Raw genomic sequence first — 16002 nt, 5'->3', positions numbered from 1 at the left:
GTCATGGCGGTAGCTGATCGGTCCGACCTGGCTTCGGCCAGGCGGGTAGTCGTCAAGGTGGGCTCATCGTCGATCAGCGGTGACAACGCCGACCAGATTGCGCCGCTCGTCGACGCGCTCGCTACTGCCCACGGGCGGGGTGCCGAGATTGTCCTCGTCTCGAGCGGCGCAATAGCGACCGGGATGCCGTACCTGGCGCTCACCAACCGGCCGGTCGACCTCGCCACCCAGCAGGCCGCCGCTGCGGTGGGGCAGAACGTGCTCATCTACCGCTACCAGGACAGCCTCGACCGCTATGACATCGTGGCCGGGCAGGTGCTGCTCACCGCTGGTGACCTCGAGAACGATGCTCACCGGTCGAACGCCCAGCGCGCCATGGAGCGGTTGCTCGCGCTCCGGATCCTTCCCATCGTCAACGAAAACGACACAGTGGCAACCCACGAGATCCGTTTCGGTGACAACGATCGGCTCGCCGCGCTCGTGTCGATCCTCATCAACGCCGACGCGCTGGTGCTGCTCAGCGACGTGGATGCGCTCTACACGAAGCCGCCAGCTGAGGCCGGCGCCGAACCGATCAGCCGGGTGGAGCGCGGAGACGCCCTCACCGGTGTCACGTTCGGGGGCGCCGGCGCTGTCGGCGTCGGGACCGGGGGAGCCTCCACCAAGGTGTCAGCGGCCCGGCTCGCCGCCGATGCGGGAGCCGGTGTTCTCATCACGTCGGCGGGCAATGTTGCTCGCGCTTTGAACGGTGAAGCCGTCGGAACGTGGTTCGTGCCGGCCGAACGGGTCGAACGTACGCCCGCGGCTGGCTAATATCGGTCTTATGACCGACACCGCTGCCGTAGACATTGCTTCGTCCACCGCGAGCTCACTCGCCGATCCCGGCCACGGGGTGTCGTTCGACGAGCGCCTCCTCCGAGCACGCGACGCATCCCGCGTGCTGGCAACGGCATCCGGTGATCTGAAAAACGCCGCCCTCGAAGCGATGGCCGTCGGGCTCTCCCAGGCAAGCGAGAAGATCCTCGCCGCGAACGCGAAGGACCTCGAGAACGGACGCGCAAACGGTCTCGCCGTCGGGCTGCTGGACAGGCTGCGCCTGGACGAGAGCCGACTGGATGCCCTCGCTGTGGCGATCCGCGAAATCATGGCACTGACCGACCCGATCGGACAGAGCGTGCGAGGATCACGCCTGCCCAACGGTGTGCGCATCGATCAGATCCGGGTGCCGTTCGGTGTCGTCGGGGCGATTTACGAGGCGCGGCCCAACGTCACTATCGACATCGCTGCACTCGCGATCAAGAGCGGTAACGCTGTGGTTCTGCGCGGCGGTTCCGCTGCGGAGAACACGAACGGAAGGCTCGTTGAGGTCATTCAGGATGCCCTCGGCTCGGTCGGTCTGCCGTCGGGCGCCGCGCAGACCATCGATGAGTTCGGTCGGGACGGCGCGACGCGGCTGATGCAGGCGCGCGGCCTCGTCGACGTTCTCGTTCCGCGGGGGAGTGCATCACTCATCCAGGCGGTCGTGACCGAGTCGCGGGTTCCTGTGATCGAAACCGGGGCTGGCGTCGTCCACATCTACCTCGACGAGTCGGCTCGGGAGGACTGGGCAACGGACATCGTGCACAACGCCAAGGTGCAGCGGCCGAGCGTGTGCAACGCCGTCGAGACCGTTCTGGTGCACGCTGCAGCCGCTGACCGGCTGCTGCCCGGCGTTCTCGCCAGGTTGACGGAATCCGGGGTCACCATCCACGCCGACGATGCGACGCGTGCCATCTGGCCGGATGCCCTCGTTGCGACGGAGGAGGACTGGGCAACGGAGCACATGAGCCTCGACATCTCTGTCAGGGTCGTGGACGACCTCGACGAGGCAATCGACCACATCAGCCAGTACTCCACAGGGCACACCGAATCGATCATCACCGAGAGTGTGTCGAACGCCGAGCGGTTCCTGGCTGAAGTGGACTCAGCTGTGGTGATGGTGAACGCGTCGACGCGGTTTACCGACGGTGGTGAGTTCGGCTTCGGCGCAGAGGTGGGAATTTCAACGCAGAAGCTCCACGCCAGGGGCCCGATGGGTGTCTCCGAACTGACAAGCACGAAGTGGACGGTCCGGGGTACCGGTCAGGTGCGCGGATAGTCGTTAGACTGAATGGTGGCGTGGCCACCCCGCCGGAACTGAATGGAGCACACATGTCGTATGCGACGACCCTTCTCGCCGAAGCAGTATCACACGTGGAGCTGCCTATGCCCACCTGGATGTACGGCGTCATTGCTCTCATTGTTTTCATCTTCCTCGGCGTCGCGACGTTCAGCTACCGCGATGTCGCAAACCGCCACAGCGCGAAGGCCTCGGGACAAGCCGCGGCAGAACCCGGACACGGTCACTAGCCCCACAATGGCAGTCGCGTCGCGCCGGCCACGAGTAGGCGTCATGGGTGGAACATTCGATCCCATCCACAACGGCCACCTGGTCGCCGCCAGTGAGGTTGCCCAGTCGTTCGACCTCGACGAGGTCATCTTCGTGCCGACGGGCAGGCCGTGGCACAAGAACGTCGTCACCCCGCCCGAGCACCGTTATCTCATGACGGTCATCGCGACTGCGTCGAACCCCAGGTTCACCGTCAGCCGGGTCGATGTCGACCGCGAAGGCACGACCTACACGATCGACACGCTTCGCGACATCCACCGGAACCGCCCCGATGCTGAACTGTTCTTCATCACCGGTGCGGATGCCGTTGCCCAGATTTTTAACTGGAAAGACGTCGAGGAGCTCTGGTCTCTCGCCCACTTCGTGGCTGTGAGTCGACCGGGACATCCGCTCAGCGTTTCGGGATTACCGCCTCAAGACGTAAGCTTGTTGGAAGTTCCGGCCCTGGCGATATCGTCGACCGACTGTCGGAGCCGGGTGAGCCGGGGATTCCCGGTCTGGTATTTGGTTCCCGACGGTGTCGTTCAGTACATCACCAAACACCACCTGTATCGGAGTATTGCATGACCCCGCTGCCCGACGAGCAACCGCTCTCTCGTCGCCAGCTGCGTGAGCAGCAGCGAACGACAGACGTGACCCCCGAAACGAAATCACGTCGCGTCTCCACCACGACTCCCATGTCAGGTGGGGCGATACCCGACGTGTCCGGCTCGCAGCCCGAGGCCCGCGCCGAACCGTCGTTGACGACGGAGGAAGTTGCAGCGCTTGAGCGCGCCGCAGCCGAAGGGTCGCAGCTGACCCGGCGCCAGGCGCGTGACCTCGAACGCGTGCGGACGGCATCCGTCACCATCATTCCGCCACTCGTCGAACCCGGCGATGCCCGGCCTGGTGGGAAAGCGCCCGCGAGCAACAAGCCTGCCGAGCACGAGCACGTCGAGAATGACGCGGTCGACAACGAGCAGGTAGACGACGAGGCAGTAGACAGCGTTCCAGTAGAGAGTGCGCCAGTAGACAGCGCTCCAGTCGACGACGATGCGGTCGACGACGATGCGGATGCCAGACCGGACCGGAAGCCTCGGGCTCGCAAGGCCGCAGCATCAGACCAGTCGGGGGGAGCGCCAAAGTCGTCCCGCCTGCCGTCGTTCGTTCCGGCATCCGCTGCCCGGGCCGGTGTGGTCGACCACGAGACTCCGGGAATTGTCGTTGTCAGTGAGAGTGACGACGAGGCCCCGGCAAAGAAGCGCACGTCGTTCGGCCTCCCGATCGTCGATGATGACTCGGAAGACAGCTCGGCGTCGGACACCAACGATGACGACGAGCCGCAGCTCGCGAGTAACTTCGGTGAAGCGGTTAGCGAACGCCCGGCTCCCGTCCTCAGCGAGATCGACACCGAACTCGAGCAGCCCTTCGACCAGATCATCGCCCGCGGCCTCGAGGAAGCCGGCAACGGCGTCGGGACCAGCTCGCTGATCTTGCCATCCATGCCGACAGGGGACCCCTTCACCGGACCGCTCACGGCACAGGGCGGCGTTGTTATCACCGGCTCGATCGACATCTCGACCGGCACAGGCTCCACGGGCAAACACCCGAGTGGCTTCGACAGGTCCGACATCGATTCGATGTTCGACGAAGAAGACGAAGCACGGCCGGCCACTGCGGGGACACCGGTCTCCGCCAGCCGCGCTGTGTCGACACACACCGCTACGCGCGATGTGATTACCCCTCCAGCTCCTGCCCGCAGCAATCGACTCCTCCTCATTCTGGCGATCACCGCCGGCGTGCTGGCTGTCGCCGTGCTGTCGGTCATCATCGTCGGTATCGCGGCCGGCGCTTTCCAGTCGCGATAGCCCCCAGAAAGGCCACTTCCCAGTGACAGCACGTGAATCAACCATCGAACAACTGAACATCGCCGTAGCGGCAGCGCAGGACAAGGGTGCCGAGGACCTCGTCGCCCTTGACGTCTCCGAGCCGTTGCCGTTTGTCGACATCTTCTTCATCGCGACGGGTCGCAATGAGCGCAACGTCATGGCGGTCGCCGGTGAGATCGAGGACCAGCTCAACGCAGCAGGCCACAAGACGCTTCGGCGTGAGGGCCGCTCCGAAGGCCGCTGGATCCTCATCGACTTCGGCGACCTCGTCGTGCACGTCTTCCACGAGGAAGAGCGACTGTACTACTCGCTCGAGCGCCTCTGGAAGGACTGCCCGGTCATTCCTATCGCTGAGCCGGTGCGAGCCTCGGCTGAGTAGCCCCCGGGTTGCCGCTCGATTCGGAACATTTCGGATTGTGTAGTAATCTAAACAGGTTGCTTCGAGCGATCGAAGCGGCCGAAATGGGTCTGTGGCGCAGCTGGTAGCGCACCTGCATGGCATGCAGGGGGTCAGGGGTTCGAATCCCCTCAGATCCACCAAAACCCCTGAGAACAATAAGTTCTCAGGGGTTCTTTTCTTTGGCGTGGGCTTTAGAGTGTTTCTTTTTTATTCAGCACGGCCCAGGTGGGTGAGTATCCGCGCGACGACCTCCGATCGGGCGGTGTCCGACTCCAGCTGTTCGAGGCCGAATCCGAACAGCAGCGAGTCGGACGTGGCTGTCGAGCTGATGAACGGACCCTCTCCCGTATACCGTTCGAACTGACCGCTGTTGTCGGGACTCCCCTCCGGGGCGGCGAGGACACTCCAGGGTGAGACGTCCTCCTCTTCGAAGCCTTCCGGTTCCGTCGCCTCGCCGTTCAGCACGAACTTCGTGTCGTCCACCATGAGCCCCGTGTCGCCAGTGAAGCCGTCGGTGACGTAGCTGATCACGACCTCGACGTCCTGCCCCGCGTATGCGCTGAGGTCGAAGGACACCGGAATCCAGCCGCCGGACGAACCCGTGAAGGCGTTCCATTCGCCGGTGGTTCCGGTCGGCTCGCACGGGTCCCCAACAGTGAGGTAGTGCTCCAGCTGCGGGTGTTCTTCGACGTAGAACTCCGCCTCGCACTCCGCCGGAACATCGGTGGTGGTGGCGCCGCCCAGATCGGGAAGCGTCGTCCAGTCCTCAGTGCCTGCCGGTCGAGCCTCGACGATGACGTTGTCGTAGCCGAACTCCGTCGCGTACGAGAACTGCGCGTCGAAGGTCGCTGTTTCACCGACCCCCAGTTCCGGCACTGAGAATGTCCGGCTCAGTCGCTGATAGCCGTCATCGATGTGCGCGGCGAACATGGACCAGAGTCCTTCGATGGGGATGAACGGCCCCGATGGGTTCTGGTACTGCGCGACCGCCCAGCTCTCGAACTGCGGGAACTGCTCAACGGGGAGCACGTCGCTCGTCACGGTGAACGCGCCGGCCTCATCGACCGGATTGTCCTCCGTCGCCGGTCCCCCGAAGAGTGCCTCGATCCCATCGAGCGGTTCAGCCGTCCCCGTCACGCCGTCGGCTCCGACGGGAGTGCGGTTGTACGCTCCCAGCCAATACTGGGTGAAGTCGTCGGCCAGCAGCAGGCAATCCGAGTATGGGTCCGACGTGACGACGCAATCCTGATCCGGCGCACCGTCCAGACCGTAGTAAATCCCACCCAGCGCTCCGCCGAACTGCCCGTAGTAGGCGGCCGTCTCACCCGCCAGAGCGAGCTTGCCCCCTTCGTTGAGGTAGTCCCGCACAGCGAGTGTCAGGTATTGCTGCCGCTCCGCCACGGAGGCGTCCTCGAGGTCTCCGAAGTACGTCTGGGTTATCGCGTCCTCCGGGTCCTGGGTGAGCCGGTTGTCGCCGAGGTACCAGAACACCGCGTCGTAGTGGCTCAGCACACCGAGGTCGTGCGGCACGCCGTTCGCGTCGACGTCCCATACATCCGGCGTGACGCCGTTCGCCTCGAATGCCGCGACATGTGCGTCGAGGTATTTCGGGCCGGCACCGCTTGGAGTGGCTTCGGGGTTCACGCCCGTGTAGTCCTCGTTGGCGATGATCAGCACCGAATTGCCAGTGTCGTGCGCCACCTGGTAGGTGAAGTGCTCACTGCTGATCTTCTTCAGCGCGCGGTTCTTGATGATGTCGCGCGCCGACGGCAGCCCCGAGAACCAGACCTCGACGCTGTCGCCCGCCTTCGCGCCCTTCACGGTTCCGCGATACTCGCCGTAGTAGTCGACGTTCTCGTCGCCGTACCGCTCGCCGCCCTTCCACTCCTTCACCGGCGAGATCCGCAGGGGTCCGCCGTTTATGCGGTAGGTCATCACCTTCGCGAGCAAGTCCCGTTTTGCCCAGACGGCCACGGTCTGCGGGTCGCCGTAAGAGACCGAGAAGCTGTCGACGCGGAAGTCCTCAGCATCACGGCCTACAACCGAGACGGGGTCGTTCGGGTCCTTGGCAGATTCCGCCACGGCCAGTGCGAAGGGGATATTCTTCTCGAATTCGGCCTGGATGAGCCCCTCGTCGTCGGGGAAGTTGAAGCCGCTCTCGCAGTCTTCGGAGTTCCACTCGTCATCGTCATACAAGTCGGATACGGACTCACAAGTGCCCATCTCGGGTGTGAAGCCGAGAACTCCGTACGCCTCCTGGGCGTGCGAATCGGTATCGCCGTTGGTCGTGTACAGCTCCGCGGAGATGTCGGGGTCGTAGCCGGCGATCGCGGGCGTCGCGTCGTCGCCCACCATCGCTTCGTAGATCACGTCATCCGGCGACGGCGTCGAGACCTGCCAGCCGATACCGTGCAGCAGCAGCTCCGCGGCCGAGTGGTAATTCACGAGGAACTGCGGTGTGACCTTCGCGAACAGCGCGTCGAGCGCCTGCGTCTCGGGTTCCGATGCGGGCGCGGTCCCACGGTAGGTCTCGCTTGCCGGGTCGGGTGAGGAGCCCTCGTTGTCGTAACCCCAGCGGGTGGGGTAGTTGCGGTTGAGGTCCACCCCATCGCCGACCGTGATCTGGCCGTCTCCGTTGTTATCGCGAAGGTTCTTGCGCCAGAGTCGCTGGCCCTCGGTGAAGGTGAAGTCGTAGCCGTCGGGGTTGGCGACAGGCACGAACCACAGCTCTGTGTCGTCGACGATGCCCTTGATGCGCGGGTCGCTCCCGTAGGAATCGACATAGTAGTTGAGCAATCGCCGGACCATCTCGGGCGTGATCCATTCGCGCGCGTGCTGCGCGCCGACGTACACCGTGGCGGGGCGCTTGCCGTCCTTGGTCTTCGCGACGTTCTTCGTGAGGCGCACCGCGCCGATGTCCTGGCCGTTCACGGTCTGCCCGATCACACGGAACTCGGCAATCTTCGGGTTGGCTGCCGCCAGTGTCATGAGCTCCTCGAGGATGCCGCCCTCGCCGCTGTAGGTGCGGAACACGCCGTCGGCTGCATCCAAGGACCGACGCTTCGCCGACGGCGTCTTCACCTCGAGCGTCGTGCCTCCCTCGGCAAGCTGCGCGGCCTGATCGCCGCTCAGGATGACCTGCACGTCCACTTGGCCGGGTGCCGCGCCGTTGGGCGTCGTCACCAGCTCCTGACGGTCGACACCCAGCTCGACGATGGCGGCCAGATCCTCGACGCTCACCGTGCCGGTGTACACCGCCATGCGGTCCTGGTCTGCCTGCGGAGGCGGAGGGCTCGCCATGCTTGGCGTGGAGACGAGCATCGTGACGATCAATGCGGCGCTGGTGGCGACGGCAAGCTTGCGGAACATGCGCACTCCTTTGTGGCGCGGTGCCGGGGTTCCGGGGTCTTCGAGCGGTCCTTCCCGGGGGGTGGCGTAGCGCGAGTGATCCTCATCTTGTGCCCTCCGACGCGTGCTCGTCAAGGGAGGTGTCAACTCGATCGAGTCGAAGACGGCGTGCGTCTCTTCCATCAGCGCCGGCTCCACCGATCGGCTCCCCAACACGTGATCACCACCGAGGAACACAGATTCGCGGTGAAGGACGTATGGTCGCTGGAGGAGTAACGAAGGACGACTCGTTCACGCGCACTGACGACGACAAGGCTGAGAACGACTTTGCCTTGCGCGCCAAGTATGGGCGCGGGGCGCTGTCAGCGCGACCACCGATCGACGTTCATCTGAATACCGCTGACACGAAGGAGTGATCATGCACAACAGAATTCTCGGACAGGGCCTGGAAGTATCCGCCATCGGTTTCGGAGCGATGGGGATGTCGCAGAGCTACGGCCCCAATCCTGGCGACCGCGACGACATGATCGACGTTCTCCGTTACGCCGTCGAGCACGGAGTCACGTTCATCGACACTGCAGAGGTCTACGGCCCGTACGACAACGAGGAGCTCGTTGGCGAAGCAATCGCGCCGATCCGCGATCGCGTCACCATCGCCACCAAGTTTGGGTTCAACCTGGTCGACGGTCGCTCACAGGGCGTGGACTCAAGACCGGAAAACATTCGTCGTGCCGCCGAAGGGTCTCTGAAGCGGCTCGGCGTCGATTCCCTCGATCTGCTCTACCAGCACCGCGTTGATCCGAACGTGCCCATCGAAGACGTCGCCGGCACGGTCGGCGAACTTATCCGAGAGGGTAAGGTCAAGCACTTTGGGCTTTCGGAAGCCAGCGCTGCAACGATTCGCCGCGCCCACGCCGTGACCCCGGTCACCGCGGTGCAGAGCGAGTACTCCCTGTGGACGCGCGACCCTGAGCCGGAGGTCCTGCCCGTCTGCAGCGAGCTCGGCATCGGATTCGTCCCGTTCAGTCCGCTTGGGAAGGGGTTCCTTACCGGAACGGTTGCAGCGGATGCCACGTTCGCCGCTGACGAGATCCGCGCCCGGGTGCCGCGATTCGAGGCCGAGAACCTGCGTGCAAATCAGTCCATCGTCGATCATGTTCGCGAGCTGGCCGTGAACCGAGACGCGACACCAGCCCAGGTCGCCTTGGCCTGGCTGTTGGCGCAGCATCCGTTCATCGTTCCCATCCCTGGCACGCGGCGACGCGAGCGTCTCGACGAGAATGCCGGAGCGACATCGGTCGCGTTGTCAGCTGACGATCTTGCCGACCTCAACCGGCTTGTGGATCGGATCGGCGTCGCCGGCAACCGGTACGACGACGCCGGCATGGCTGCCGTCGGTCTTTGAGTTGACCCACCCATCACTGGCCGGTCCCGCTGATGCATGATGAGCTGGCCGCTGCGGGCTTCGAGATAGTCGAGCCACATACACGAGCCGATCCTGGCCAGCGTCCGCATGCCGCGATCATCGCACGCCGCCGCTGTTAGCTTTCCTTAATGCGGGGTGGGGTAACACCGGCCGGCTCGCGTGCGGGTTGCTCCGGAGGTTCACGGATCGTGTCTTTGCGGTCGTCGCGGGGGCTCGCTTCGCGATCTAAACCGGGCCTGGCCCAGCACCCCGCCGGTGTCTTGCAGACTGGGGCCGGATAATTGTGGGGTGACTTCTTCCGGAACCAGCCCGCTTGCCGCCGACCAGCGCTGTCCCTGCCTGAGCGGTGAGACCTACGGCGCGTGTTGCGGCCGATACCATTCCGGCGCTGCCGTGGCACCGACAGCCGAGGCACTGATGCGGTCCCGGTTCTCGGCCTTCGCGGTCGGCGACGCCGCCTACTTGCTCGCGACGTGGCATCCGTCGACCCGTCCCGGCGAACTCGAACTCGATGCCGGCCTGACCTGGTATCGGCTCGACATTCTGGACCGCCGTCGGGGCGGCCCCCTCGACGCGGAAGGTACCGTCGAATTCCGGGCCTTCTCCAAGGGAGCGGACGGCCGGAGCGAGCAACACGAGGTGAGTCGCTTCGTCAGGGACAACCGGCGCTGGTTCTACGTGGACGCCGTCAACTGATCCGGATTCAGCTCCTCGGCACGACGGTCAGCACCCGGGTGATGAACTCGTAAAAGTCGTGCATCCATTCGGTCAGGAACTGGGTGGTGCCATCGTTGGTGATTGAACCGTCCTCAGCGATGAGCCCCGGCGTGATCTGGAGGTAGGCCTCTGGCGCGTTCATCTGCGGCGAATTGCAGAAGCTGAGCACGCTGCGGAGATGCTGCTGCGCCACGGCGGTTCCGATCGCGCCGATCGAACCGCCGATCACCGCTGAGGGCTTGTGCGTGAACGAGTTGTCACCCCACGGACGGCTCGCCCAGTCGATCGCATTCTTGAGCGCCCCAGGAATCGACCGGTTGTACTCGGGAGTGACGAAGAGCACAGCATCGACACTCGCGATGGCGGCTTTGAAGTCGCGCGCCACCTGCGGGTAATCCGCATCGTGGTCATAGCTGTACAGGGGCAGATTTCCGATCGGAATCTCCCGCATCTCAAGCTCGGGGGGAGCGAGGGCGACAAGCGCACCGGCGAGTTTCCTGTTGATGGATGCCGTCGCCAGACTTCCGATGAGATAGCCCACTGAATAGGGCGGTTCGTGCTCGTGGATCGTGGCCATGATGAAACTCTTTCCCGGGGATTCTCTGGCGCGTGTCTCACGGCACCCGCCCGGACGCCCTCAGGCTATGACCGCGCCGGTGGGCTGTCCAGAGTCCCTTCGCCGTCCTGTCCCTGGTCGGGCCCAGCGCCCGTGGTATCGGGATTGTGCCGTTCACGGGCGGCGCGCCGGCGCCGACGGAACTCGGTCACCAGTCGCGGGGTCGGTACGCGGGCCTCGGTGGGGAGCGTCCAGCCAAATCGCCTGGCGAGGAGGGAGAGCACGGCTCCGCTGGTGAGCGCAACCGCGGAACCGAGGGTCGGCATGCCGAGCTTCGAGAGCACGACCATCTCAACGCTCGATACAAGTGCGCTCGTCGCATACAGGGTGTTCCCGCCGAAGATCCGAGGGATGCGGAGCAGCAGGATGTCGCGAACGGCACCGCCGCCGACCGCTGTGATGATGCCCATCACGACGGCGGGCAGCCAGCCGAGACCCGCGTCGAGCGTTTTTTGGGCGCCCGCGGCGGCCCAGAATCCGACAGCGAGTGCATCGACGAGAACAAGCGTGCGATTGGACCATTGTCCGCGGAAGGGGACGAAGAAGGCGATGACGGCACCGGCGATGGCGATCACCAGGTAGGCGGGATCAGTGAGGGCTACCGGCGGTCCCTGCTGCAGCAGCGTGTCGCGAATGATTCCGCCGCCGAGCCCGCTCATCACAGCGAGGATCACGAAGCCGACGATGTCGAGCCTGGCCGATCGTGCGGCAATCCCACCGAGGATCGCGTTGGCGAGCACGCCGCCCAGATCGACGAACCGCATAATCTCGTTGACGGTCTCAGTCGTCGTGTCCATGCCGTCCTTCCGGCCAAGCCGCAACCGGCTCTCCTGATCCGGCTCGTTCAAGCGTAGCCGAGCACGGGTGGGGGATACTTGCCTGATGCGCGCCGTGTACTACGACTCCTTTCTTCGCGAACCGACGGTCGAGGAGGTGTCGGACCCGGTGCCGACCCCTGACGGCGCTGTCATTGCCGTTGAGGCGACAGGGCTCTGTCGGAGCGACATCCACGCGTGGGAAGGACACGACGGCGGCGTCTCGCTTCCTCATGTGCCCGGTCACGAGTTCGTCGGCAGGATCGTGAGCGTCGGCAATTCCGTCTCGCGGTTCAGGCCGGGCCAGCGCGTCACTGTTCCGTTCGTCTGCGCGTGCGGCGCCTGCGCCGAATGCCGTGCAGGCCATGCGCAGGTGTGCCGGAATCAGACCCAGCCGGGATTCACGCACTGGGGCTCGTATGCCGAACGCGTCGCCATCACGTCGGCTGACGTCAACCTGATCGAGGTCCCCGAGACACTCGACGCCGGTGCTGCTGCGATTCTGGGCTGCCGTTTTGCGACATCGTATCGCGCCCTCGCGACGCAGGCCTCCGTGAGTAAGGGCGAGTGGGTCGTTGTCGTCGGTTGCGGCGGGGTCGGTCTGAGCGCCGTCATGATCGGCGCCGCCCTGGGAGCTCGGGTGGTGGCCGTCGACGTCTCCGGTGCGGCTCTCGATGTCGCGGAGGCAGCGGGCGCCGAACACACGGTGAACAGTGCCGGACTCAGCGACGCGGAGGTGATTGCGCGAGTGAAGGAGTTGACGGGTGACGGCGCGCAGGTGTCGCTCGAGGCTATCGGCCGCGAACTCACGACGGGCATCGCGATCCGGTCGCTCGCGCGGCGCGGTCGTCACGTGCAGGTGGGGCTCTTCGCACAGCCACCCCGAATCCCGATGGCCGACGTGATCGCCGGTGAGCTCACGATCATGGGCAGCCACGGGATGAGCGCGGCGGAGTATCCCGGGATGCTGGACCTGGTCGCGTCAGGTCGGCTCCGACCACAGGACCTCGTCACGCGGACCATCGGCTTCGACGAGGCGCCTGCGGCGATGCTCGCGATGAGTCAGGGGCAGAGTCCCGCCGGTGTGACGATCATCAGGCCTGACGCCCGATGAGTGCGGAGTCGGGCGCGGTAAAAGCCGCGGAACAGCGGCTGGCCGGGATGTCGCGTGACCGCAAGATCGCGAGCCTGTTCATGTTGCACCTGCCCGGGACGGACGAGGGCGCACTGCGCTCGTTCGTCGCCGACACCCAGCCGGGCGGCATGATCTTCATGCCGGACAATATTGGAGCGAGCCTGACGGACGTTGCGTCACTCGCCCGGGCGGCGCGAGAGGACGAGGACTTTCCTCCTCTCATCGGCATCGACCAGGAGGGTGGACGGGTTCGGCGCATCGCCAACGACCGCTTCGCCTCGGCGGTCACCCTCAGGCACCGCGATGCGGGGGAGTCGAGGGAGGCGTTCGCCGGCCGTTCAGCGCTGCTCGCCGAAGCCGGTATCTCCGTCAACTTCGGCGTCGTGGCTGATGTCACCGGCGAGCCCGGGTCGTTCATGTATGACAGGGTGCTCGGAACCACCGCCACCGAGGCCGCTGAGCGCGTGAGCGCGGCGGTCACGGGGGAGAGCGGGCGAGTGTTCTCCACCCTCAAGCATTTCCCCGGCCACGGCAGAACGCCGGGCGACTCCCACTCCTCGATCCCCGAGACCGCGGTCGATCTCGCGACCTGGGAGGAGACGGATGCCGTTCCGTTCCGGTCCGGCGTCCGCGCGGGTGCGGAATTCGTCATGATGGGTCACCTCAGGTATTCGACGGTGGATGACCAGCCCGCCACGCTGTCCCGCACGTGGCACTCGATACTCCGCGACAGGCTGGGCTTCGAGGGGGTCATCATCACCGACGACATGCTCATGCTGAGGGATAGCGGAGTGCCGGAGTACCGAGACGCCGCCGAGAACGCCGTTCGTGCCCTCGCCGCCGGGGCGACGATGCTGCTCTATGTGCTCCGCGGTGACCATGAACAAGTCGGTATCGACGCCGCGCGCCTGGTGCGGGCGGTCAGCGCGGCCGTTGACGCCGGAAGGCTCTCAATCGAGCACATCGATGCTGCGGCGTTAAAACTTCTCACGCTGCGGGCTCGGCTCGCGACGGCTGGCGATATCAGGTGAGCCAGGGCGCGTTTCACTCGGCGCCGACGATCTCCTCACGGATCCGACGCAGGTCCTCCATCAGCGAGCCGAACAGCATCCAGTGTTCAGGTTCGGGGCGGCTGATGCGAAGCGGCGCTGTCAACGCGGGGACCTCGTCCACCGACGGTTCGGCATCCGGCGCTTCGGCGGTTCGCGTGAGCAGTCGGAGATCGTGTGCCGCCCTGCGGAGTTGGATGGCGATTGACTGCAGTGACGGCTCTTCGACGAGAGACGCGTCATAGTGATCGTGGAACGCCCGCGTCATCCCGATCACGCGCGTCACGATCGGTGAGAGCCTGTCGAGCAGGCGATGGATGTCTTCGAGGCGGGTGCGGTGAGCAGTTTGCCGCGGGTTGAGCGTGAGCGACTCTTCACCCTGGCGAACGGATGCCTCCGCGGATTCCCGCATCGGACGCAGGAGCCTGGCCTGGATCATGAGCGAGTCGAGTTGCTGCTGAGTCTGCGGCGTGCCAAGCGCTGCGGCGAGGCGCTCGAGACTCGACGCCAGTTCACCGGCGAGTAGTGTCACATCCCGCTCGGCTGGCGCGAGTACAACGGGAGGAACGATGAGGACGTTGATGATGACGCCGAGCGCTGCGCCGATGAGCGTTTCGATGATCCGGTCGATGGCATACCCCGGCGTGGCGGCGCCGATCGCGAGGACAAGCATTGCGCTGATCGGAATCTGGTTCGCCGAGCCCGGGGTGAGGCGGAAGACCCAGCCGAAGAAGATGGAAACCACGATCGCGATGAGGATCACCCAGTTCTGGCCGCTGAAGAGCAGGCCGATGAGCGAGGCGATGATGACGCCGGCGATCACGCCGACGCTCCGCTCAATCGCTTTACCGAATGACTGGTTGACGCTCGGCTGTACGACGAGCAATGCGGCAATCGCCGCGAAGATCGGCAGTTCGGACGGCAGAACCAGGGTGGCCACGAACCACGCGGCCACCGTTGCCACCGAAGTCTTCACGACCTGCAGCAGCGGAACCCGGCTCGCGGTGCGCAATCGGCTCGAGGAGAGAGCAGCCGGCAGTCGGAAGAAACGCATCAGTGTGCACCGCTGGTCTCGAGCGAGACCACTTTCAGTTCGATCGGTTTGCCCCGGAAGCGTCCGTATTGCTCGAACGCCGTAGTCATGCCGCGTTCCTGGGTCGGCGACAGCTGTTGGAAGAGCTGCGCGGTGACATCGATTGCCTTCGCTTTGTCGCGACGCAGCCAGGTGCCGACGACGTGACCGTTGACGACAACGGTGGCCTTGAAAACACCGTTGTTGCCGGGGACGATGAGCGCGGAATAGCGGGCATCAAGGACGGCGGAGCGATCGGTATAGCCGAGCAGGAGCTCGTCGAAGCCAGGGAGCACGCGCACCGACCGCTCCGCCCGTGCGCTGTGTTCCATGACCTCGGGCGCCATGAAATAGTCTGTGTCGTCGACATCGAGGACGCTGAGCTGGTCGGTGATGGCTGCCGCGGCTGCGCGCGCGTCCGCCAGCGTCAGCCGGGCCCACCAGGCGAAATCGGCGACCGTCGCCGGTCCGTGCGACCGGAAGTAACGGAGAGCCACGGTGGCGAGTGCCTCCTCACGGTCCGGCAGCGCTGCGGTCATCGGTGCCCAATCGTCGAGCAGGACGAACGCCTGTTCCTTACCGAGGAACGGGCCGAGACAGAGCAATCCGGACTGAGCGAGCATGAACGCGAGGTGGCTGCCGCGCTGGCCAGCGGTCGACTGGCCGGCAGCCTCGAAAGCGGCAAAGAGTTCTGTGCGGGAAAGCCGCCCGGACCCGGTGGACAGCGCGGCCTCTGCAGCCCTGGCGGCATCCGTGATGTCGGTGGCATCGATGCCGAGTTCGCGGTGGCGGGCACGGAGTGAGGTCACGAGCCGGTCACGGGACAGGGGGAGGAGCATCCGGAGGGTGCCAGGGGTGAGTGCGTGAAGGGTTCCGCGCATGGGCCAGCTCCGGATGATGGCCCCCGTGTCAAAGGCATCCCGCACATCCGCCTCCGTGCTGCCGGCGGTGCGAAGGCCGATCGCCCAGAGGGTGCCAGGCAGATCCTGCCCCTGCATCGCCGTCATGGCCTCGACAGCGGCAGCTGGTTTCCGTTCGGGTGCTGCGAGGATCTCCTGGGCGCGCAGCCGCAGCGGCGCGATATCCGACTGCTTCCACGAACGTCCCATACTCCGATTCTCGCCCACC

16 protein-coding genes and 1 tRNA gene are annotated in these 16002 nt (G+C 65.2%); 12 read left to right on the top strand and 5 right to left on the bottom strand.

The window, feature by feature from the left end; translation table 11 throughout:
• The first annotated feature begins 3 nt into the window (after window positions 1-3).
• From proB to AC1C2N_RS12000, 7 genes are all read left to right on the top strand, one after another.
• Window positions 4-813 carry a glutamate 5-kinase gene (gene proB / locus AC1C2N_RS12030; protein WP_495434113.1) on the top strand — a complete coding sequence of 270 codons (810 nt, stop codon included), beginning with the start codon at window positions 4-6 and terminating at the stop codon, window positions 811-813.
• A 10-nt stretch (window positions 814-823) separates the two neighbouring features.
• Window positions 824-2137, top strand: coding sequence for a glutamate-5-semialdehyde dehydrogenase (locus tag AC1C2N_RS12025; protein ID WP_483404342.1), 1314 nt, complete (start codon window positions 824-826; stop codon window positions 2135-2137).
• Window positions 2138-2190: 53 nt separating this feature from the next.
• A complete protein-coding gene (locus AC1C2N_RS12020; protein WP_108391231.1) occupies window positions 2191-2388 on the top strand; it encodes a hypothetical protein in 198 nt (65 codons plus the stop codon).
• A 7-nt stretch (window positions 2389-2395) separates the two neighbouring features.
• Window positions 2396-2995, top strand: a complete 600-nt coding sequence (gene nadD, locus AC1C2N_RS12015) for a nicotinate-nucleotide adenylyltransferase (protein ID WP_483404341.1) — start codon at window positions 2396-2398, stop codon at window positions 2993-2995.
• Window positions 2992-4275, top strand: a complete 1284-nt coding sequence (locus AC1C2N_RS12010) for a hypothetical protein (RefSeq protein ID WP_495434112.1) — start codon at window positions 2992-2994, stop codon at window positions 4273-4275. Before nadD ends, AC1C2N_RS12010 begins: the two co-directional genes overlap by 4 nt.
• Before the next feature lie 22 nt (window positions 4276-4297).
• Window positions 4298-4675: a ribosome silencing factor gene (gene rsfS, locus AC1C2N_RS12005; protein WP_483404339.1), complete on the top strand. Its 378-nt coding sequence runs from the start codon at window positions 4298-4300 to the stop codon at window positions 4673-4675.
• Window positions 4676-4760: 85 nt separating this feature from the next.
• Window positions 4761-4836 (top strand) — tRNA-Ala (locus tag AC1C2N_RS12000).
• A 67-nt stretch (window positions 4837-4903) separates the two neighbouring features.
• On the opposite strand, the gene AC1C2N_RS11995 is transcribed toward AC1C2N_RS12000, so the two are convergent.
• Entirely contained in the window at window positions 4904-8065 is a 3162-nt protein-coding gene (locus AC1C2N_RS11995) for a M14 family metallopeptidase (RefSeq protein ID WP_495434111.1), read from the bottom strand.
• 236 nt (window positions 8066-8301) lie between these two features.
• Between AC1C2N_RS11995 and AC1C2N_RS11990 the strand changes: the two genes are divergently transcribed.
• The 3 genes from AC1C2N_RS11990 (at window position 8302) to AC1C2N_RS11980 (ending at window position 10166) form a co-directional block, all read left to right on the top strand.
• Complete coding sequence (locus AC1C2N_RS11990; RefSeq protein ID WP_483404337.1) at window positions 8302-8460, top strand: hypothetical protein; 159 nt, start codon at window positions 8302-8304, stop codon at window positions 8458-8460.
• Window positions 8461-8462: 2 nt separating this feature from the next.
• Entirely contained in the window at window positions 8463-9449 is a 987-nt protein-coding gene (locus tag AC1C2N_RS11985) for an aldo/keto reductase (RefSeq protein WP_495434110.1), read from the top strand.
• Between the two features lie 309 nt (window positions 9450-9758).
• Window positions 9759-10166, top strand: coding sequence for a YchJ family protein (locus tag AC1C2N_RS11980; protein WP_495434109.1), 408 nt, complete (start codon window positions 9759-9761; stop codon window positions 10164-10166).
• 7 nt (window positions 10167-10173) lie between these two features.
• Here AC1C2N_RS11980 and AC1C2N_RS11975 read toward each other — a convergent pair whose 3' ends face one another.
• Both AC1C2N_RS11975 and AC1C2N_RS11970 read right to left on the bottom strand, forming a co-directional pair.
• Window positions 10174-10764 (bottom strand): NADPH-dependent FMN reductase, encoded by a 591-nt coding sequence (locus AC1C2N_RS11975; RefSeq protein ID WP_495434108.1) that lies wholly within the window; start codon window positions 10762-10764, stop codon window positions 10174-10176.
• Between the two features lie 65 nt (window positions 10765-10829).
• On the bottom strand, window positions 10830-11600 hold the full coding sequence (locus tag AC1C2N_RS11970; protein ID WP_483404333.1) for a trimeric intracellular cation channel family protein: 771 nt from the start codon (window positions 11598-11600) through the stop codon (window positions 10830-10832).
• 85 nt (window positions 11601-11685) lie between these two features.
• Between AC1C2N_RS11970 and AC1C2N_RS11965 the strand changes: the two genes are divergently transcribed.
• Both AC1C2N_RS11965 and AC1C2N_RS11960 read left to right on the top strand, forming a co-directional pair.
• Window positions 11686-12732, top strand: coding sequence for a zinc-binding dehydrogenase (locus AC1C2N_RS11965; protein ID WP_495434107.1), 1047 nt, complete (start codon window positions 11686-11688; stop codon window positions 12730-12732).
• On the top strand, window positions 12729-13784 hold the full coding sequence (locus tag AC1C2N_RS11960) for a glycoside hydrolase family 3 N-terminal domain-containing protein (protein WP_495434106.1): 1056 nt from the start codon (window positions 12729-12731) through the stop codon (window positions 13782-13784). The genes AC1C2N_RS11965 and AC1C2N_RS11960 overlap by 4 nt, the downstream gene beginning before the upstream one ends.
• A gap of 13 nt (window positions 13785-13797) precedes the next feature.
• Here the strand turns inward: AC1C2N_RS11960 and AC1C2N_RS11955 are convergent, their stop codons facing one another.
• Window positions 13798-14856: an FUSC family protein gene (locus tag AC1C2N_RS11955; protein ID WP_495434105.1), complete on the bottom strand. Its 1059-nt coding sequence runs from the start codon at window positions 14854-14856 to the stop codon at window positions 13798-13800.
• Window positions 14856-15983: a winged helix DNA-binding domain-containing protein gene (locus AC1C2N_RS11950; RefSeq protein WP_495434104.1), complete on the bottom strand. Its 1128-nt coding sequence runs from the start codon at window positions 15981-15983 to the stop codon at window positions 14856-14858. Before AC1C2N_RS11950 ends, AC1C2N_RS11955 begins: the two co-directional genes overlap by 1 nt.
• Window positions 15984-16002 lie beyond the last annotated feature (19 nt).

This window comes from Mycetocola sp. Y791, assembly GCF_059445325.1.
The sequence above is the reverse complement of the archived record's forward strand: the minus strand, read 5'-3'. Positions and strand labels throughout refer to the sequence as shown.